Raw genomic sequence first — 19,769 nt, forward strand, 5'->3', positions numbered from 1 at the left:
AGACAGAGTGGATGGACCGGACGAGAGGCCCTCGGGAACCACGTCCACCGATCCATCACGCGGTGGACGTGGACGATCGAGTCGGTGCTCGCCGAAGCGTGCTCCTGGCGCGGTGACGCCGCTCACCGCCGCCGTTGCGTCGCTGGCGCACGATGGCCGCCCGCCGGTGGGGGGCCGGGCTACCAGACATGCAAAGGAGAATCTCAGGTTCGAAAGACTTCAGGAGCATCCTTAAGGCTAACCCCCTGAATCGAGCAAGGTCGGGCCCTGGCCCGTGTCCTGCTAAAGCTGCAGGACAGAGCGCCCGTGACGGCTTCCCCCCCGCCGTCGAATGGGCGCTCTGTTTTTTGTGCTCTTCGTCGGGGACGCGAGGCCTAGCGCTCGCGCAGCCTGGCCACACGGTCGCGCCAGTGCTGGAGATCGAGCGCGGAGAAGACCGCGGCGGCGCGCGCGATCTGGCGCTCGCGCTCTGGATCGCGGCGCGGGAGGTGCCGCGCGAGCTCGAAGCGGGCGCGCGCCTCCTCGACGGGCAGGCCGCGCTGCAGGGCGTCGTCGATCGCCGCGGCCCAGAGCTGCCTCGCGCGCGCGCGGCCGCCGGCGAGCCACGCGGCGAGGCCGCTCAGGCGGAGCGAGGTCGAGCGGCCGAGGGGGAAGATGCGCGCGTACCGGCCGAGCGCGCGGCACGCCTCCGCGGAGGTGCGCGAGAGCTCGCGCCTCTCCGCCGAGCCGGGGGCGTCCTCGAGCAGCGCGAGCAGCACCTCGCACGTCGCCGCATAGCCGTACAGGCAGTGGTAGCCCGCCGGCTGTCCCTCGCGGAGCATGGGGAGCGTCCGCTCGGCGGCCGCGCGCGCCTCGGCGTTCGCGCCGCGGAGCAGGTGCCCCAGCGCGACCTGGCCGTGCGTGATCTGCTGCGTGCGGTCGCCGAGCCGCTGCACCTCGGCCGACAGCGCGTCGAAGATGGCGATCGCGCCCTCGCCGTCGCCGAGCAGCAGCCGGCACTGCGCGCGGCCGCTCTCCGCCCAGATGTGGCCCTGCGCGTTGTCGCTCTCGCGCGACGCGATCACGAGCGCGCCGTACAGGTCGAGCGCCTCCCTCCAGCGGCCCTCGGAGTACGCCACGCCGGCGAGCAGCGTGATGCACTCCTCCTTGCGGCGGCGGTCGTGCAGCGCCTCGGCCAGCCGCTCGGCCTGGGTGAGCAGCGCCCGCGCGTCGCGGCACCGGCCCTCGCCGAGCGCCGTCAGCCCGCGCAGGCACGAGACGAACGCGACGCCTTGCGGGTCGTCGAGCGCCGCCGCGACCGCCGTCGCGCGCGCGGCGTACGCGTCGACGACGGTCTTCCACGGGACATACCCGAACGCGACGCTCAGGGTCGCGTACCCGCGCGCGAGCGCGAGCGACGGGCCGAGCCGCGCCGCGGCGTTGGTCGCCGCCAGCGCGGCCAGGAAGGCGAGCGTCGGCTCGTTGCGGAACAGGTACGTCTCCGACAGCTTCTCCGCCGCGAGCGACGCCTCGGCGAGGCGCTCGCGCTCGGCCGCGTCGCGCGCGACCGGGGCTGGCAGGCCAGCGACGTGCGCGAGCTGCAGGCCGAGCTGCTTCAGCGAGGCCATCGCCGGGCGGAGCCGCTCCCCGAGGCCCGCGCGACCGCTTGCCGCGCGCTCCCCCGCGCGGAGCCACGCGGCCTCGTCCCGGGAGAGCAGCTCCAGCGCCGCCGCGCAGTGCCGCTCCGCGCCGAGCAGATCGCCGAGGTTGTAGTGCGCCTGGCCGAGCCGCCGCTCCCAGCGCGCACGCCGGAGCGGCGGGGCGCGCTCCTCCGGAGGGTGCGCGCCGTCGAGGTCGAGCGCCCTCTTGTAGAAATCCACCGCGTCGCCGGAGGCGCCCGTCGCGAGGGCCTGGGCGCCCGCCTTGTCGAGGTACTCCAGCGTCTTCTGGACGGCGCCGGCGATGCCGTAGTGGTGGGCGAGGAGCGGGTACGACAGCGCGAGGCCCGGCGCGTCGCGGTGGCGCCGCTCGATCGCGCGCGCCGCGGCGGCGTGCAGGGCCCGCCGCTCCGGCTCGGGGGTGCCCGCGTAGACGATCTCCCGCAGCTTGTCGTGCACGAAGCCGAGCCGCCCCGGCTCGGTCTCCTCGAGCACGTGGCGACGGGCGAGCTCCGCGAGCGCGTCCATGGCGTCGACCTCGGCGAGGCCGGCGGCGCCGAGCAGCAGGCGCTCCTCGAGCTCGCGGCCCAGCACCGAGGCGAGCCGCGCGAGCGCGAGCGCCCCCTGGCTCAGCCCCGACAGCCGGCGCGCCACGAGCTCGCGCAGCGAGCCCGGCAGCGGCAGCGGGGCGGGCGGCTGGCTCCCGCGCGCGGCGCGGGCGAGCCGCTCTGCGGCGGCGCCCTCGGCGCCCGCGCGGATCCGCCACGCGTAGGCCTCGTCCCGGTAGATCACCCGCTCCTGGATCGCGGCGCGGAGGTACTCCGCGATGAAGAACGGGTTCCCCTCGGACTGCTCGAAGAGGTACTGCACGAACGCCTCGGGCGGCTCGTCCAGGGCGAGCATGTCGCGCACCATCCGCCCGACCGACCCGCGATCGAGCCGCCCGAGATCGAGCCGCGAGGCCCAGGGGGCGCCGAGGAGCGAGGAGAGCGCGGGCGACGTCTCCTCGGTCCGGTACGCGCACAGGAGGACCACGGGGTGGGCCGCGAAGTAGTCCGCGTCGAGGTGCTCGAGGACGGCGCGCGAGTTCTCGTCGGCCCACTGGAGGTCGTCGAGCACGAGCAGGACGGGCCGCGTCGCGGCGAACGCGGCGAGCGTGTCGGCGAGCGCGGTCCGCAGCCGGTAGCGGGCCGCGTCCGGCGGCAGCTCGGGGGGCTCCGGGTAGAGGTCGTGGCCGCGGAGCTGGGCGAGCGAAGGCTCGTGCGGCGCGAGGACCCTGCCGCGCGGGCCGAGCAGCGCGTCGTAGCCCGTGGGGCCGAGCTCGCTGCACCGGTCGGCCACCGCGAGCAGGAGCGGGCGGAACGGGTGCAGCGGCGCGGCCTTGACCGCGCCCTCGCGCTCGACCTCGGCCGACACGGCCGCGCATGCGCCCGTGACCACGGCCATGCGGATGAGCGCCGCCTGGTGCGCCGCCTCGACGGCGAGGCGCGTCTTGCCTACGCCGCTCTCGCCGCCGACGACGAGGAGGCTGCCCTGGCGCCGCTCGTGGGCGCGCTCGAGCGCCTCGGTGATCTTCTGCAGCGCCTCCCCGCGCCCGGCGAGGCGCGGCCGGTACAGGTACGGCTGCGCCTTCGGCACGCGCACGCGCACATGCGCGCGCTCCCCGCCGGGGGGCGGCGTGTCGGCCGCGCCGAGCTCGGCGAGGGCGGTCGCGACCTCGTCGGCGTAGCCGAGCCGGTCCTCGGGGCGCTTCTTCAGGAGCCGCGCGATGAGGGCGTCGAGCGCGGGAGGCACGTCGGCGACGAGCTCGGAGGCCGGGAGCGGCTCGGCGTAGAGGTGCATGGACAGCACGACGGAGCTCGAGTCGCCGAGGAACGGGACGCCCCCGGTCACGGCCTCGTAGATCATGCAGCCGAGCGCGTAGAGGTCCGCGCGCGCGTCGACGAGGTCCCCGCGGATCTGCTCGGGGGACATGTAGTCGGGGCTGCCCATCAGCCTGCCGCCCGCCTGGAGCACGTCGCGCCCGGTGTTCCCCTCGAACTGGAAAGCGAGGCCGAAGTCGAAGAGCACCGGCGTGCCGTCCGGGCGGATGAACACGTTGTCCGGCTTGAGATCGCGGTGGACGAGGCCCCGGCCGTGGACGTACGCGAGCGGCCGGCAGATCGCGCGGAGGAGCGTCAGCGCCTGGCGGAGCGCGCCGCCTGCCGCGCGGTGGAACGGGCGCGGCGCGAACGGCTGGTACGAGCGCGGGATGATCGAGGCGGGCGCGATCTCCGCCGTCGCGGTGCTGGCCTGCGCGTCCATGGCCGTGGAGACGCTCACGGTCGGCTCGCTGCTCACGCTCCCGCGGGCGCGCCAGCGCTCCTGGTTGTGATCCCGAAGCGTGCGCCCCTCGATCAGCTCCATCGCGTACCACGGGATCCCGCCCTGGACCCCCTCGTCGAGCACCCGCACGACGCCCGGGTGCTCGACGCCCCGGAGCGCGTGGATCTCGCGGCGGATGCTGGAGACGAGGCTCTCGTCGCCCACGCTGACGGTCTTCAGCGCCGCGAGCGCGCCCGTGATGCTGTGCTGGGCGCGGTAAACGATCCCCATCCCGCCGCGGCCGAGCGGCGCGAGCACCCGCCACGGCCCGATGGACACCGGGACATCCGGAGGGTGCCTGGCCTGACCCGAGCTCGGCGTCGTGATCATCGAGGGACCGACGCAGCCTTGGCCCGGGCCTGGATTCGCCCCAGGTGGTAGGTCAAAAGCGGTTTCCCGACATCCACGCTGGAGCTGAGTACATCCACCCGACGGCGCGCGATGATGTCACGGCGCGGTCGACCGTACAACAGGTCTGTGTGGAGGCCAGCTCATCGCACGAACGCCGCGCGGCGGGGCTGTCGCACCGACAGGCGACTACACACGAGGCAGCGGAGCGTGGCTATCGAGGCTCGCGCCGGGGCGGAGGCGCGGCGCGTCCCGAGGCGCCGGCGCGCCGCCGAGGCGCCGTGCGGTCGTCGCGGCGCGCGGCGCGTGCACGCAGGGAGCGCCGGCGCGCGGGCGCCTCTCTGGACGTTGGCGCCGCGCGAGACGCGGTGAACCCGGGACTCTGCGGAGGCGCGCTCTGCCGCCGCGGTCGTCGCCGCATGTCGAGGCGTGATGTCGAGGCGAGCCTCGCCGCGCGGCGCTCGGGCGGGGACGTCTCGGTCTCTCGCGGCCAGAGGACCGCCGGGGATCGTCTGCTTTCCCCGCTTGGTGGATTCGACATCTCCGATGTCGTTGTCCCGTTTCACCGACCTTCGATCGCGCTGTGCGAGCCCATCGTGCACAGCTGAGCTCGCGGTACACGGTTTGCTCCCGGTGCGCCCACGGCCCGCGCTGGCGGCCGCACTTAGAAAGGGAACCAACGAATGAAGCATTCGACTCATCTCGGGGCCTTGTTGACCGTCCTGTTCCTCGCTGCGTGCGGCGGCGAAGGTGCAGATTCCGCCCCGACGGACAGCGCCGTGAGCTCCAAGCAGCTCAGGGATCTGACGGCCGATGACGTCCAATCCGCCTGCGATTCGCTCGCGGCGAGGGTGAAGCTCTCCAAGGAAGATGCCTGTGAGTACCTGGGCCTCGTCGCGTCGCCCGCCGTCGGGCAGCCGTGCGGCACGGTGAAGGACGAGTGCCTCTCCGCGGCCGACGAGGAGGCTGACGAGCAGGACGACCACGCAGCGGATTGCATGCCTCCGACCGAGCACCGCGCCGGCTGCTCCGCCACGGTGGCCGAGTACGAGGTCTGCTTGCTCGCCCAGACGCAGCGGGTCCGGGCGCTCACGTGCGACTCCGAGCTGAGCTCGCTCGAGGCGGTCCCTCCGGAGTGTGAGGCGGTGGCGCGCAAATGCCCGCAGATCGTGGCAGCGGACGAGGGCGGAGCTCCGGGCGCCGAGAGCCCCTGAACGCGGCGCCGAGGAGCGGGCGGCCACCCATCATGGGCGATCGATCATCGATCATCGCGCTCATCGCGCTCAACGCGGACGCACGGCTCTCTTCCTGAACGAATCACCGGTAGGCACGACACGGCCGCTTGGCGGCCGTGAGTGCCATTGTCCTACCTCTGTTTCCCTGGATCTTTTGATTCCTGTTGATATTCGTGCTCGTCCGCGCCTTCCAGGGCATCTCGGCGTATGATGGGCTCCGGAGCCGGCGCGTCCGGGGAGGTTCAAGCCTCGGCGTCTCGGCTCAAGCGAAGTCGCGGCTCGCGCCGAGGGTTCGCTGGCACAGAGGAGGATTTCATGAAGATCACCAAGGTTTCCGGAGTGCTCGCCCTGCTGCTGATCGCCGCCGCGGCTGCTTGCGGCAAGGGCGAGCAGCCGGCTGAGGCGAACGCGACGGTCGAGGTGACCGCCACCGCCGAGTCGGCGATGGGCGAAGGCGCCTATGTCGAGGAGCACGAGAGCGGCAAGGCCGCCTTCAACGTCGCTGCCGACGGGAACGTCAAGGCCGCGGTCACGGGTCCGGACGGCAAGCCGATCCGCGAGGACGTCAGCGGCACGCTGGTGTGGAAGGACGCGTCCGGGGAGAAGACCGTGCCGCTCACGCTCGATGCGAAGACCGGTCTCCTCGTCGCCGCCGGCCCCAAGCTCGAGGCGGATCTCACCGAGATCGGCTACACGCTCAACGTCGCCGGCAAGCCGTGGAACGGGACGCTGCACGTCCCCGCCGGCGGCACCGCCGAGCTCTACGCCAACGCGAAGGCGTCGGCGGAGCTCGGGCTGCCGGAGGGCAAGCTCGGCCCGCACGGCGGGCGCGTCGAGATCGTGGGCGACGACCGTCTCGAGCTCCTTGTCGACGAGGTGACCGGCGAGGTCCGCGTCTATGTGCTCGACGCCGACCTGAAGCCCATCGATATCGGCGAGCGCAAGATCACGCTCGGCGTGGTGGCCGAGGCGCCGCAGGTGGTCGTCCTCGCCCCGGCGGTCGCGACAGCGGACGTGGCCGCGACCGCGGCCGCGGGGGTGGCCGCGGGGGCGTACCTGACCGGCAAGCTCGCGCTCGCCGCCGATCCGCTGAAGCTGACCATCGCGGTCCGGAAGGCGGGCCACGCGGCCGTCGGCCTGTGCGGCTACCGGCCCGGGGTGGCGTTCGCCGTCCATGCGCGCGCGCCGCGCGTGAAGGTGCGCGTGAAGACCGACTGGGATGCACACGTCCACGCGCTCGCGAACGCCGACCTGAAGGCGAAGGCCGACATCGACCCGAAGGTCCACGTCCACGCGGGGGCCGGCGCCGCTGCCAGGGCCAACGCGAAGGCCAACGTCAACGTGAAGGCGCCGAGCATCCGCGTGACGCCGCCCAGCGTGAACGTACAGATCAAGGCGCCGAAGATCTCGATCCCCAAGCCGAGCTTCAAGGCGTCGGCGTCGGCGCACGCGAGCGCGGGCGCGAAGGTGGGGGCGCACTGACGCGCCCCGGCGGGAGGGGTGGGCGGCGCGGGCCGCCCGGCGAGCCCTCCCCCGACCCTCCTCCGAGGCGTCGGAGAGCCTGTCGTTGACGCGGAAGACCTCGGCGAAGCGGCCGCGGCGGACCTCTCCGCCCGCGGGTGCGGTGGCGGCTGTGGTGCTCGATCCGGCGTCGAGCGCCCCGCTCCACCGGCAGGTTTACGAGGCGGTGCGCGGGGCGATCGTCGCCGGGCGGCTGCGGTCCGGGAGCAAGCTGCCGTCGACCCGGGCGCTCGCGGCGCACCTCAGCCTGTCGCGCAACACGGTGCTCGGCGCGTACGCGCAGCTCCTCTCGGAGGGGTACCTGCGCGGCCGGATCGGCTCCGGGACGTACGTCGCCGACGCGCCGCCGGAGCGCGTCCTGCTCGCCCGGCCGAGCTCCGAGCCGCAGCCAGCGCCCTCGCTGGATGGCGCTTCCCTCTCGCGGCGCGGCGCGCTCGTGGCGGATGCGGCGCCGCCGTTCCTGCGCGCCACCGCGCCGCGCGGTCCTGCGGGCTGGGCGTTCCAGGTGGGCGTGCCCGCGTTCGACGCCTTCCCTGCCGCCGCCTGGGGCCGGCTGATGAGCCGGCGCTGGGACCGCTCGTGGCAGGCGCTCCTGACGCGCTGCGAGCCGCAGGGATACGCGCCGCTGCGCCGCGCGATCACCGACTACCTCGTCACCGCGAGGGGCGTGCGGTGCACGCCGGACGAGGTCATCGTGGTCAGCGGCGCCCAGCAGGCGATCTCGCTCGTTGCCGAGGTGCTGCTCGATCCCGGCGATCCGGTCTGGGTCGAGGATCCGGGCTACACCGCGGCGCGCAGCGCCCTGATCGCGGCCGGGGCGACGCCGGTGCCGGTCCCGGTGGACAGGGAGGGGCTCGACGTGGCGACGGCCGTCCGGCGATCGAGCTCGGCGCGGCTCGCCGTCGTGACGCCGGCGCACCAGTTCCCACTGGGCGTGACGATGAGCCTCGAGCGCCGGCGCGCGCTCCTCGACTGGGCGAGGTCGTCGAGCGGCTGGGTTTTCGAGGACGACTACGACAGCGAGTTCCGCTACGCGGGCCGGCCGCTCGCCGCCCTTCAGGGCCTGTCGCCGGGCGCGCGGGTGATCTACGCGGGGACATTCAGCAAGGTGCTCTCGCCGTCGCTGCGGCTCGGCTACCTCGTGGTGCCGGAGGGGCTGGTCGACGCGTTCGTCGCGGCCAAGGCGCTGGCCGACGTTTCGTCGCCCTCGCTGGAGCAGGCGGTCGTGGCCGATTTTATGATCGAGGGCCACTTCGCGCGCCACGTGCGCCGCATGCGCGTGCTGTACGAGCGGCGCCAGGCCGCGCTGGTCGCGGCGGCGGAGCGAGAGCTGTCGGGGCTGCTCGAGGTCGGCCCGGCGCCCGCCGGCATGCACCTCCTCGGCTGGCTGCCTACCGGGCGCGCGGACGGCGCTGCGGCTGAGCGCGCGGCGGCGAGCGGCGTGCGGTGCGTCGCGCTGTCCGAGCTTCGCGCGCGCTCCGCCGGACGGGGAGCCCTGCTGCTCGGCTATGCGGCTTTGCCCGAGGACGAGATCGCCGAGGGCGTCCGGCGGCTGAAGGCCGCGCTGCGCCAGCGCTGAGCGCCCCGCACGTGTGGATCCAGCCGATCGGGACGAAGTGGATCTCGCGCTCGCCCGGCGCGCTGCCTAGAAAGTGCGTTCTGGCTCTACTGCGGGAGGTTGCCCCGGATCAGCAGAAAAACCGCCCAGGCGCCGAGGCCGCCAAGCAACCAGGGGAACGAGAAGGGAATGCCGGGACGGCCCTCCCCCTCTTCTCTTGGCGGCCTCGGCGCCTGGGCGGTTCGCTTCTCAGGGCGACCTCCCGCAGTCGTGCTAGGCGCCCGCGCGCGGGCGGAGGGAAACCACGGAGGATGGACCCATGCAGTCACGCATGAATTACGCGAGCGTCGCCCCCGAGGCGTATCAAGCGATGCTCGGGCTGAGCTCCTACGTCAAGCGCTGCGGGCTGGAGAAGACGCTGATCTCCCTCGTGTTTCTCCGCGCCTCGCAGATCAATGGCTGCGCCTATTGCATCGATCTGCACTGGAAGGAAGCGCGGGCCGCAGGTGAGGACGAGCGGCGGCTCTACATGCTGAGCGCGTGGCGCGAAGCGCCCTGTTACAGCGAGCGCGAGCGGGCCGCCCTCGAGTGGGTCGAGGCGGTGACGCTCGTCGCGGCAGAGCACGTGCCCGATCGCGTCTATGACGCCGTACGCCAGCACTTCTCGGAGCGGGAGATCATGGATCTCACCTGGGCCGTGGTGACGATCAACGCCTGGAACCGCGTGGTGCTCGCCACCCGGGCCGTGCCTGGCTCCCACAGGTCGGAGAAGCGGGAGCAGGCGTGAACCGGCGCGCGGCCGCGCCGCGGCCGCGGGCTCCGTTCGAGCGGCCTGCGCGCCGTCGTCATTCAGCGCCGGCGGCGGATGACAATCTCCCTGTTCCGGACCGGAAGTGCCTCGATGGGGGTGTGCTACCGGTTGGTTGGAGGGGTCGCTCCCGCACGCGCATGAGCCTGAGGAAGAAGCAGTGATGTTTGCTCACCCGGACAGCGCGCGGTAATCGATCTTCCCCGTCGACGTCCGCGGCAGCTCGTCCATCGCGACGATCTTCTCCGGGACCATGTACGGGGGAAGCCGCTCCGCAAGGTACAGCCTGAGCGAGCGGTCGTCCGCGTCCCCCGCGAGGGCGACGAAGCCGCGCAGCGTCTTGCCGAGGCGCGCGTCCTCCACGGCGATCACCGCGGCCTGGCGCACCGCGGGGTGCGACGCCAGCGCCGCCTCGACCTCGCCCGGCTCGACCCGGTAGCCCCGGATCTTCACCATCCGGTCGATGCGGCCACGGAAGTAGAAGAGCCCGTCGGCCTTGCGCTCCACCCGGTCGCGGGTCCGGTACGGGCCGCCGTCCACGGTCGTCGGCCCCGAGACCACGAGCTCGCCCGTCCCGGGGCCCTCGATGACCCGGCCGCTCTCGTCGTCCGCGTCCAGCGCGAGCAACGCGCAGTCGGCGTAGGGGCACGCGACGCCGATCGGGAGCTCGCTCGCCCCGTCGAGCGCCGCGCGATCGACCCGGTGGAACGTGCAGACGTTCGTCTCGGTCGGGCCGTACAGGTTGTAGAGCGCCGCGCCGGGCGCCCGCGCCGCGAGCGCCGCGAGCTCGCGCGGCGGGAAGACCTCGCCGGCGAAGAGGATGGCCCGCACGGGGGGCGAGAGCGCGAAAGCCGGCGCCGGCGCGCCCGCGTCCGCCGTGGGGAGCGCCGCGACGAGCTTCATGAACATCGACGGCACGCCGTAGATGACCGTCGGCGCGAGCGCGCTCACCGCGTCGCGGAGCGCGCGGCCCGAGGCGAGGTCGCGCCGCGCCATCGTCACGAGCGTCGCGCCGGCGCGGAACGTCGCGAGGTGGTCGAACCAGGCGAGATCGAAGACGAGCTCGGCCACGCGGAGGACCCGATCCGCCGGCGTGAGCCCGATGAGGTCGATGCAGAAGGCGGTGAACGCATCGAGCCCGGCCCATGTGATGGGGACCGGCTTCGGCTCGCCCGTGCTGCCCGAGGTGTGCAGGATGCACGCGACGTCCTGCGCTCCGGAGCCGCCGTCGCCGCTGGCCCCGCCGTCGCCGCCCGTGTCGGCGCGCGCCGCCCCGCGCGGCGTGCGCCCCTCGGCGTCGAGCTCCACGCGCGGCAGGCCGCCGCCGAGCTCGGCGTCGATGCCGTCCGCGAGGCCCGCGGCCGCGGCGTCGAGCACGAGCGCACGGCACCCCCGGGCCCGCGCGATCCGCCCGAGCCGCGCCGGCGGCGCGGTCGCGTCGAGCGGGACCGCCACGGCGCCGGCCGTGAGCACCCCGGCGAGCGCCACCGGCTCGTCGTGCGCCCGGCCCAGCGAGAGCAGCGCCACCCGGTCCCCCGGGCGCACGCCCGCCCCGGCGAGCGCCGCGCCCACGGCCGCCGCGCGCGCCGCGAGCTCGGCGTAAGTCACTGTCGCGGCGCGCGACGCGAGCGCGATGGCGTCGCCGCGCGCGGCCAGGTCCTCGGCGCGCAGGCGGAACGTGCTGGCCACGCGCTCCCCGCTAGCCCTGCGCGGCCGCGATGCGGCCGGCGACGAAGCGCGCCATGCTGTCCACGGTCGATACCGCGTCGAGGTCCACCTCCTCGTCCGGGATCCTCACGCCGAAGCGCTGCTCGATGAACACGAGCACCCGCGTCAGCGACATCGAGTCGAAGCCGGACCCGCCCGCGAAGAGGTCCTCGTCCAGGGCGAGTGGCGCCTTGCGCAGCAGGATCTCCTTGGCGATATGGTCGTGCAGCGCGCGCCGCACCGTGTCGAGATCGTAGGTCACCGCGGTGGTCCCTTTCCGGCCGGAGCCCGGGCGCTCAGCCGATGGCCGGCGTCGCCTTGCGGGCAAGATAGTCGATGAGGTCGATCTTGGACACGACGCCGAGCACCGTCTCCTTGTCGACGACGAGCGCGATCTTCGCGTCGCTCAGGACGCCCTTCAGGAGCTCGACCTTCGTCGCGGGCGTCACGGTCGCATAGTCGCTCTCGACGAGCCCGCCGATGCTCGAGTCGAGCGTGCCGCTCCCCGTCACGAGGTGCCGGAGCAGGTCGATCTCGTGGACCATCCCGCGCAGCTTGCCGTCCTGGGTCACCGGGAGCTGGCTTATCCCGTGCGATTTCATCATGTCGATGACCTCGCGGACCCGCGCGTTCGCGTCGGCGGTGACCACCGCCCCGCTGGGCTTGACGGCGAGCAGGTCGCGCACCGTCCCGAGGCCCTTGTCCTCCTCGAGGAAGCCGTTCTCTCGCATCCAGTCGTCATTGAAGATCTTCGAGATGTACTTGGACGCGCCGTCGGGCAAGAGGACGAGGATGTTCTCCTTCTTCCCGCTCTGCCGCGCATACTTGATCGCGCCGGCCACCGCCGCGCCCCCGGAGCCGCCCACGAAGAGGCCCTCGAGCCGCACGAGGTCCCGCGTCATGAGGAAGCACTCCTTGTCGTCGACCCGGATGATCTCGTCGATGATCTTGAGGTTCATCGTGCTCGGAAAGAAATCCTCGCCGATCCCCTCGACCTTGTAGGCAAACGGCTTCGTGATCCGCTGGGTCTTCACGTAATCGTAATAGAGCGAGCCGACCGGGTCGACGCCGACCATCTTGATCTCCGGCTTCCTCTCTTTGAGGAACTTGCCAATGCCGCTCAGGGTGCCCCCTGTCCCCATGCCGGCGACGAAGACGTCGAGCTCGTCGCCGCACTGCGCCCAGATCTCGGGGCCGGTGGACCGGACGTGGGCCTCGGGGTTCGACGGGTTGTGGTACTGGTTCGCGTAGAAGCAGTTCGGCGTCTCGTCGGCGATGCGCTTCGCCACCTGGTAGTAGCTGCGCGGGTCGTCGGGCTCGACGGCGGTGGGACAGACCACGACGCGGGCGCCATAGGCGCGCAGCGTCGCGATCTTCTCCTGCGACATCTTGTCCGGCATGACGAAGACGCACTTGTATCCCCGGATGGCCGCGACCATGGCGAGCGCGGCGCCGGTGTTGCCGCTGGTCGCCTCGACGATCGTCCCGCCGGGCCTGAGCCCGTTCGCCTCGGCGTCGCGGATCATGTTCAGCGCGACCCGATCCTTGTGGCTGCCGCCCGGGTTCAGGTACTCGCACTTCACATAGATGTCGCTCTCCAGCCCCTCCGTGACCCGGTTCAGCTTGACGATCGGCGTATCGCCGACGGCCTTCGTGATATCGCTGCGCGCGCCTCGCATCATGGGGAGACCTCTTAGCCGCCGCGCGCCGAAGCGACAAGCGACAAGGGGAGCACGCGGGCGCGGCGGCGCCGCGAGAGGCGCGCTCGCCGCGGCGCTGGCGAGCGCGCCTGCCGTGACTGCCGGGCTCGGTCGCCGGCCATCCTTCCTATCCTTCGGGAAGGAGCACAAAAGAAATGGTGTTTATGATAGGTCCATATTGACCCTGTCCGGCACGTTATCGTTACGGGTTCAAAGGCCCTGACGGCAGCGAGCCATGGCTCTCCCGGGGCGAGCCGCTGGGGCGCGGCCCTGACGGCCTGACGCGGTGACGGCCTGACGCGGTGACGCCAGCGCCACGCGGCGCCGCTGCGCGCGTCGGGGCGAGCGGACCGGCGGGCGATCTCGCGCCGCGCTCCCTGTGGTAGACTGGCGAAATGGCGTCCGAGCCGAAGATCCACCCGAGCGCCGAGACGGCGCTCCTCAAGGTCCGCTCCAAGGAGATCGCGTTCAGCCGCTTCCGCGTTCAGGTGACCGCGGGCCCGGACGCCGGGGCGTCCCAGACGTCGGACGCGACGGAGTTCGTGATCGGCACGGCGCCTGGCAACCAGCTCATCCTGACCGACCGGGCGGTGTCGCGGCACCATTGCGTGATCTCGGTCACCCCGCGCGGGTTCTTGCTCCGCGATCTCGGCAGCAAGAACGGCACGACCCTCTCCGGCTTCCGCGTCGAGGCGGCCTATCTCCTGCCGGGCGCCTCGCTCGGGGTCGGGCAGTCCACGCTCCGCTTCGAGCCGCTGGCCGAGGAGATCCGCGAGCCGCTCGGCGACGAGGAGCGGTACGGCCGGGTGCTCGGGCAGAGCGCCGCGATGCGCCGCATCTTCGGGGCGCTGCCGCGGATCGCCGCGTCGGACTCGACGGTGCTGATCGAGGGCGAGACGGGCACGGGCAAGGGCCTGCTCGCCGAGGCGATCCACGAGAGCAGCCCGCGCGCGGGGGGGCCGTTCGTCGTGATCGACTGCGGATCCATCCCGCCGACGCTCATCGAGGCCGAGCTCTTCGGGCACGCGAAGGGGGCGTTCACGGGCGCCCAGGCGGCGCGCGCCGGCGCCTTCGAGGCGGCGCGGGGCGGCACCGTGCTGCTCGACGAGATGGGCGAGCTCCCCCTCGACATGCAGCCGAAGCTCCTGCGCGTGCTCGAGGAGCGGCAGATCCGGCGCATCGGCACGATCGAGCCGACCAAGCTCGATATCCGGATCATCGCGACGACCAACCGCGATCTCCGCCAGGAGGTGAACCGCGGAAATTTCCGGTCGGATCTGTACTACCGGCTCAACATCGTCCGCCTCCGCGTCCCCGCGCTGCGGGAGCGCCCCGACGACATCGCGCTGCTCACCGCGCATTTCTACCGGCAGCTCGCGCAGGGGCAGGACCAGAGCCCCCCGGGCGAGCTGCTCGAGGCCTTCATGCGGCAGGACTGGCCGGGCAACGTGCGCGAGCTCCGCGGCGCTGTGGAGCGCGCGGTGCTGATGATCGATCCCGCGCTGTTCCGCGAAGCCGTGATGGGCTCCGAGGGGGCGGAGAGCGGCTCTCCGGCGCTCCCGGCGCCCCGGGACGACGAGCTCAGCCTGTCGTTCCGCGAGGCGAAGGAGCGCGCCGTGGCGCGCTGGGAGCGCACGTTCCTCACGGCGCTCGTGCGCGCAAACGGCGGCAATCTGTCGCGCGCCGCCCGCGCGGCGCGGATGGACCGCAGCCACCTGCGCGAGCTCCTCCAGCGGCACGGCGTCTCGGCCACGGAGGCGTGACCGCCGGGCCCGCGGGGCAGCGCCGGAGGCGGCCCACCCCGTCGGACCCCCGAGGGCAGCGCCAGGGCGCGCCCTCTTGCTGGTTTTACTGATTGGCCTTCTGCCGGTTCTCTCCCTTGAGCTCCTTGGCCTTCCCTTCGGCGGCCATCTGCTCATTGTCGACCAGCTTGCCGACTCGGTTCTTGATCGCGCCGGCGGCCTCCTCGAGCGCTCCCTTCGCGCGCTCCTCCGCCTTGGCGTCCTCCTTTTGCACCTTTCCTCGGAGCTCCTTGGCGCGGCCCTCCGCTTCCATCTGCTCGTCGCCGAGCACCTGACCGAGGCCCTTCTTGATCTTGCCGCCCAGCTCCTCGGCCGCCCCCTCATTGCGATCGCTCGTGTTGCTCATTGCTTCCTCCTCGTGGCGTGGCCTCCGCAGAGCCTCTCTGCGGCGCGCCGCCGCCGTTGACCTGGCATTGGCAACCTCCGGATGTAGCAACCGGTGCGCCATCGCAGGGCAAACGGTCTTTTCGAGGACGCGGAAGGGGGATTGGGGCAGGCTACCTCGCCCGCGCTCTGTCTCTCGGCTCGTCTGAGGCAATACGCCACGCGGCGGCCAAGCAAGCAGTCCCACGGTCCGACCGGACGATCCCCGCTCTCCTGGGGGCTACGCCGCGCTGGGGTCGGATTTCGCGCTGGATCGCGGTGACGCGAGCGCTCTGTCCGCGGCGTTCAGCTCGGCTGCGCGTCTGTGGAGAGCCGGGACTCCACGGCATGGCGCGGCGCTTGCTGAACAGCCTGCATAGCAACGAGGAGCGCTTCGCTCCTTTCTGGGAGGTTCATCATGTCATTCATCCTCTTTCTCCTGTTTGGCCTCGTCGTCGGTGCTCTGGCGCGCCTCATCGTTCCTGGACGTGAGCCGGGCGGGTGGGTCGTCTCGATGATCATCGGCGTGGTCGGCTCCTTCATCGGCGGGCTGCTCGGCCGCATGTTGTTCATGTACCGTGAGGGGGAGCCGGCCGGCTTCTTCATGTCCCTCATCGGCGCCATCCTGCTGACCGCCGGCTATCAGGCGATCGCGCGGCGCCGTACGGTGGTATGAGCCGGCCGAGCGATCCCCTCTCGAGGCGCCACGCCCGATACCGGCCCACGGCGCTGGAGGAAGGAGCTCCCGAACCGCTCCCGCGATCTGTAACGCGCGGGAGCACCTCGGGCCGCGAGCAGGAGGCGCGGAGGAGGCGCTGCGGTCCGTGAGCGAGATCTCGGCTCCAGCGGCGCGCGCTCTCCTCGCGCTCGGCGGGCTGAGGGGTCCTGCTCGTCGCACGGCTCACCCCCAGGGTCGTACGACGAGCAGGGCCTTCGGCGGCCTGTCGCGCTCGGTCCGGCGCCGGCGCCGCGATTCCGCCGGCGCCGCGCCCGCTCGCCGGGTAACGCTTGACGCCGCAGGAGGCTTTGGGCTTGCTAGCGGGCTCCGCGCTTTTGCCCAAGGTCCTGGCCATGTCGTTCTCGATCCTGCCCCCGCCGATCACGCCCCTCGCCGCGATCCTGCCGTCCGAGCCGCTGCTGCTCATGGGCGCCGGTCCGGTGCCCATCCCGCAGGCGGTGGCCCAGGCGAACGGGGTCATCATCAATCACCTCGGCCCCACGATGGATCGCGTCATCCAGAACGTGAAGTACATGGCGGCCTATGCGTTCCAGACGCGCAGCGACAAGATCCTCGGCATCGCCGGGCCCGCGTCCGCGGCGATGGAGATGGCCGTGGCGAACCTGTGCTGGCCCGGGCGGAAGGTCCTTTGCCTGAAGGTGGGGACGTTCAGCGGGCGCCTCGGCGAGATGGCGCTCGGCGTGGGCGCCGATGTCACCTACCTCGAGGGGCCGCCCGGGCGGCCCGTGTCGCTCGCGGACGTGCGGGAGGCGCTGAAGAAGCAGCGCTACGACGTGGTCACGATGGCGCACGGCGAGACGTCCTGCGGCGTCCGCATGGTCGAGCTGCCGGAGATCTGCAGGCTCGCGAAGACGCAGGGCGCCCTCACGATCGTCGACGCGGTGGTCACGCTCACGGCCATGCCGGTGCACATGGACGAGTGGGGCATCGACGTCGGCATCGTCGGCGGGCAGAAGGCGCTGTCGTCGATCCCGGGCGTCTCGGCCTGCGCGTTCTCGCAGGACGCGTGGAAGGTCGTCGAGGAGCGCCCCCTGCCGCGCCCGCACTGGTGCTACGACGCCACGCGCGCGCAGCGGTTCTGGGGCTACCAGCAGTACCACTACACGGCGCCGGTGCCAGGCGTGCTCGCGCTGCACGAGGCGTTGCGCCTCGTCTGCGAGGAGACGCTCGAGCGGCGGTTCCGTCGCCACGAGATGAGCTCTCTGGCCATGCAGGCGGGCATCGAGGCCATGGGGCTCGAGCTGTTCGCGTCGAAGGACGTGCGCCTCAACAGCGTGCTCGCCATCAAGCTGCCGACCGGCGTCGATAGCGCGCGGATCCGCGAGTACATGACCAAGGCCTTCCGCGTCGAGATCTCGGGCGCCTTCGGCCTCAACATCGTGCGTGTGGGCCAGATGGGCGAGCAGTGCCGCTCGCACAACCTGTTCAAGACGCTCTACGCGATGGGCATGAGCTTCCAGCGAGAGGGCGTGAAGCTCGACGTCGCCAAGGGAATGGCCGCGCTCGAGCAGGGGCTGGCGGGCGATCGCGAGTACTTCGTCGACTAGCTTTGCCCGACGGAGGCGCGGTCCCGGATGGCCGGACCTCCGCGCCGCGTCGCGGCGGCGAGGGCTGGCTCGCGGCGCTTGCCGGCGTCGATCCGGCTCCGATGCGCGTCGAGCAGGTCGCTGCGCGTCAGGATCCCGAGGACCTTGCGGGGGGCCTGCCTGGACACGACAGGGAGCCTCCCCACGCCCTCGGTGACCATGTGATCGGCGGCTTCGCGAAGGGAGCTGTCCTCGAACACCACGGCGGGCGGCCGCCGGACCAGGTGGCGGATCGAGATGGTACCGGCCTGCTCGGTGAGCACGTCGCGCTGGGTGACCACACCGACGAGCTCCCCCCGGCCGTCCACGACCGGGAAGCCCTGGTGGCGGGAGCCCGCCGCCTGCGACAGCAGAAAGGCGCGGACCGTCTCGACCGTATCTTCGGCGGCGAGCGTCACGGCGGGGCGCGAGGCGGCCTCGCCCGCGGTGATCTGCGCCAGGTGATCGGCCGCGTACTCGACCGTCACGCGCGCGCCGCGGCGGGCGATCTTCTCCGTCATGATGGAGTGCCGCATCAGCAGGCTGGAGACGAGGAAGGCCGCGCTGCAGCCGCCGAGCAGCGGCAGTAGCCCCATGGGCTGCCGCGTCGTCTCGAAGGCGAAGACGACGGACGCGAGGAGCGCCCGGGACGCGCCCGCGAAGATCGCCGCCATCCCGACGAGCCCGGCGACACGAGGGTCCACGCCGAGCCCGGGGAGGAGCGCGGCCGCGGCCAGGCCGAGGATCGCGCCGAGCCCGCCGCCGATGGTGAAGAGCGGCGCGAGCGTCCCGCCCGAGGTGCCGCTGCCGAGCGCGATCGACCAGGAGATGAACTTGAACAGCGAGAGCGACACGAGCGCGGCGAGCGCCAGGCGGCCGCTCAGGATGTCGTCGATGTTGCTGTACCCGACCCCCAGCGTCCGCGGCGCGAAGGCGCCCACGACGCCGATCGCGACGGCGCCGATCGCCGGCCACCACATCCAGTGGAGCGGCAGCCGCTCGAACGCCTCCTCGATCGCATAGATCGCGCGGGTCGCGCCCATCGCCGCGAGGCCGAGCGCCGCGCCGAGCACGATGTAGAAGGCGAGCGCGGGGCCGGTCGAGGGCGCCACGGCCGGCATCTCGAACGCGGGCGCGGTGTGGCCTGCGACCAGGCGCGCCGCGGTCGCCGTGGTCGCGGCGAGGGCGACGGGGATCACCGACCGCGGGCGGTACTCGAAGAGCAGGAGCTCGATCGCGAGCAGCACGGCCGCCACCGGGCTGCCGAAGGTCGCCGACATGCCCGCCGCCGCGCCCGCGGCGAGCAGCGTCTTGCGCTCGTCCGCGGTGATCCGCAGCAGCTGCCCGACCAGCGAGCCGAGCGCGCCGCCGGTCGCGATGATGGGACCCTCCGCGCCGAACGGACCGCCGGTGCCGATGGCGATCGCCGCGGAGAGCGGCTTGAGCAACGTCATCCGCGGCGGGATGCGGCTCTGGTTGAACAGCACCTGCTCCATCGCCTCCGGGATCCCGTGGCCGCGGATCGCCTGGGAACCGTAGCGCGCCATCACGCCGACGACGAGCGCGCCGGCGATCGGCACCACGAGCACGAGGAGGCCGAGGTTGTGCTCGGCGGGCGACGCGGGGGCGGCGGACAGCCGGCCGAAGAACGCGAGGTTCGTGATGATGGCGATGAGCGTGGTGAGCAGCTCCGCCGCGAGGAAGGCCACGCCGCCGAGCGCGATCGCGAGCCCGCTGATGAGGACGACCCGCCGATCGACGGCGGCGCCAGGCGCGGGGACGCGGAGGTCCTCGAGGGTCGGGCCCATCGAGGGGGCGACGGGGATGCTCTCGGTGACTGTTGGGGGTGGGGCGTTCAATCTGGACAATTCAGCTCTCCTCGCGGTCTATGGCTTTGGCTTCGGCGGGGGTCTCCTCGCCTTCGAAGAACAGCGGGGGGGCCTCGTCGCCGGCGCCGAGCGCCCGGGCGAGGGTGGTGAGGCTCTGCGCGAGCCCGCTGCGCTCGTCGGCGGGCAGGCGGTCGACGGCGGCGACGAGCTCGGCCTGCGCGGTGCGGGGCGCGCGGCGGAGCAGCGCGCGGCCGGCAGGGGTGAGCGAGATCTCGGTCCGGCGCGCGTCCTCGGGCGAGGCGCGCCGGGTGACCAGCCCTCGCTCGGCGAGGCGCGTCACCACGACCGACACCGAGCTCTGGTGCGTCAGGGTGCGGTGCGCGAGCTCGGCGATCGAGGACGCCGCGGCCTGATCGAGCTGCTGCAGCACGAACAGCTGCGCGCTGCTCAGCCCGAGCTGCCGCTCGCACGCGCGCGACGAGACGCGCAGGCGCTGCACGATCGCGCGGATCGAATCCATGACCCGCTGCGCGTCGGGCCCGCCGGGGGCCTGCCGCGCGGGGCTCTTCCGGCGCGCTGTCGAAGAACCATGG

General features: G+C 72.7%; 14 protein-coding genes. 7 read left to right on the plus strand and 7 right to left on the minus strand.

The genetic code is table 11. The features are described 5' to 3' along the window. Positions 1-374: 374 nt before the first annotated feature. Positions 375-4,280 (minus strand): serine/threonine-protein kinase, encoded by a 3,906-nt coding sequence (locus tag WMF14_RS02560; protein ID WP_437798580.1) that lies wholly within the window; start codon positions 4,278-4,280, stop codon positions 375-377. A 752-nt stretch (positions 4,281-5,032) separates the two neighbouring features. On the opposite strand from WMF14_RS02560, the gene WMF14_RS02565 reads away from it, so the two are divergent. The 4 genes from WMF14_RS02565 (at position 5,033) to WMF14_RS02580 (ending at position 9,450) form a co-directional block, all read left to right on the plus strand. After that, the gene (locus tag WMF14_RS02565; RefSeq protein WP_272097543.1) at positions 5,033-5,563 is read left to right on the plus strand and encodes a hypothetical protein; all 531 of its coding nucleotides are present in this window, start codon (positions 5,033-5,035) and stop codon (positions 5,561-5,563) included. A 336-nt stretch (positions 5,564-5,899) separates the two neighbouring features. Then, positions 5,900-7,066, plus strand: coding sequence for a hypothetical protein (locus tag WMF14_RS02570; protein WP_272097544.1), 1,167 nt, complete (start codon positions 5,900-5,902; stop codon positions 7,064-7,066). Positions 7,067-7,145: 79 nt separating this feature from the next. Beyond that, positions 7,146-8,684, plus strand: a complete 1,539-nt coding sequence (locus WMF14_RS02575; RefSeq protein WP_437804133.1) for a PLP-dependent aminotransferase family protein — start codon at positions 7,146-7,148, stop codon at positions 8,682-8,684. Between the two features lie 298 nt (positions 8,685-8,982). Beyond that, complete coding sequence (locus WMF14_RS02580) at positions 8,983-9,450, plus strand: carboxymuconolactone decarboxylase family protein (RefSeq protein WP_272097546.1); 468 nt, start codon at positions 8,983-8,985, stop codon at positions 9,448-9,450. Between the two features lie 192 nt (positions 9,451-9,642). Here WMF14_RS02580 and WMF14_RS02585 read toward each other — a convergent pair whose 3' ends face one another. Genes WMF14_RS02585 through WMF14_RS02595 form a run of 3 tightly spaced genes read right to left on the minus strand, consistent with a single transcriptional unit; the run spans position 9,643 to position 12,860 of the window. Next, positions 9,643-11,160 carry an AMP-binding protein gene (locus WMF14_RS02585; protein WP_437798582.1) on the minus strand — a complete coding sequence of 506 codons (1,518 nt, stop codon included), beginning with the start codon at positions 11,158-11,160 and terminating at the stop codon, positions 9,643-9,645. 10 nt (positions 11,161-11,170) lie between these two features. Beyond that, a complete protein-coding gene (locus WMF14_RS02590) occupies positions 11,171-11,440 on the minus strand; it encodes an acyl carrier protein (RefSeq protein WP_272097548.1) in 270 nt (89 codons plus the stop codon). Between the two features lie 34 nt (positions 11,441-11,474). Then, the gene (locus WMF14_RS02595) at positions 11,475-12,860 is read right to left on the minus strand and encodes a cystathionine beta-synthase (RefSeq protein ID WP_272097549.1); all 1,386 of its coding nucleotides are present in this window, start codon (positions 12,858-12,860) and stop codon (positions 11,475-11,477) included. A gap of 413 nt (positions 12,861-13,273) precedes the next feature. Here WMF14_RS02595 and WMF14_RS02600 point away from each other — a divergent pair, with 413 nt between their 5' ends. Then, positions 13,274-14,641 carry a sigma 54-interacting transcriptional regulator gene (locus tag WMF14_RS02600; protein ID WP_437798583.1) on the plus strand — a complete coding sequence of 456 codons (1,368 nt, stop codon included), beginning with the start codon at positions 13,274-13,276 and terminating at the stop codon, positions 14,639-14,641. Positions 14,642-14,726: 85 nt separating this feature from the next. Here the strand turns inward: WMF14_RS02600 and WMF14_RS02605 are convergent, their stop codons facing one another. Next, complete coding sequence (locus WMF14_RS02605; protein ID WP_437798584.1) at positions 14,727-15,026, minus strand: CsbD family protein; 300 nt, start codon at positions 15,024-15,026, stop codon at positions 14,727-14,729. A 435-nt stretch (positions 15,027-15,461) separates the two neighbouring features. On the opposite strand from WMF14_RS02605, the gene WMF14_RS02610 reads away from it, so the two are divergent. Both WMF14_RS02610 and WMF14_RS02615 read left to right on the plus strand, forming a co-directional pair. After that, positions 15,462-15,719 (plus strand): GlsB/YeaQ/YmgE family stress response membrane protein, encoded by a 258-nt coding sequence (locus WMF14_RS02610; protein WP_437327298.1) that lies wholly within the window; start codon positions 15,462-15,464, stop codon positions 15,717-15,719. 395 nt (positions 15,720-16,114) lie between these two features. Beyond that, complete coding sequence (locus WMF14_RS02615) at positions 16,115-17,329, plus strand: pyridoxal-phosphate-dependent aminotransferase family protein (RefSeq protein ID WP_437798586.1); 1,215 nt, start codon at positions 16,115-16,117, stop codon at positions 17,327-17,329. Here WMF14_RS02615 and WMF14_RS02620 read toward each other — a convergent pair. Together WMF14_RS02620 and WMF14_RS02625 are read right to left on the minus strand one after the other, a co-directional pair. Next, the gene (locus WMF14_RS02620) at positions 17,326-19,155 is read right to left on the minus strand and encodes a chloride channel protein (protein WP_437804135.1); all 1,830 of its coding nucleotides are present in this window, start codon (positions 19,153-19,155) and stop codon (positions 17,326-17,328) included. The genes WMF14_RS02615 and WMF14_RS02620 overlap by 4 nt on opposite strands. Before the next feature lie 61 nt (positions 19,156-19,216). Further along, entirely contained in the window at positions 19,217-19,696 is a 480-nt protein-coding gene (locus tag WMF14_RS02625; RefSeq protein WP_272097555.1) for a MarR family winged helix-turn-helix transcriptional regulator, read from the minus strand. Positions 19,697-19,769 lie beyond the last annotated feature (73 nt).

The sequence above is a fragment of the Sorangium sp. So ce693 genome (assembly GCF_051521375.1).
Taxonomy (GTDB): domain Bacteria; phylum Myxococcota_A; class Polyangia; order Polyangiales; family Polyangiaceae; genus Sorangium; species Sorangium atrum.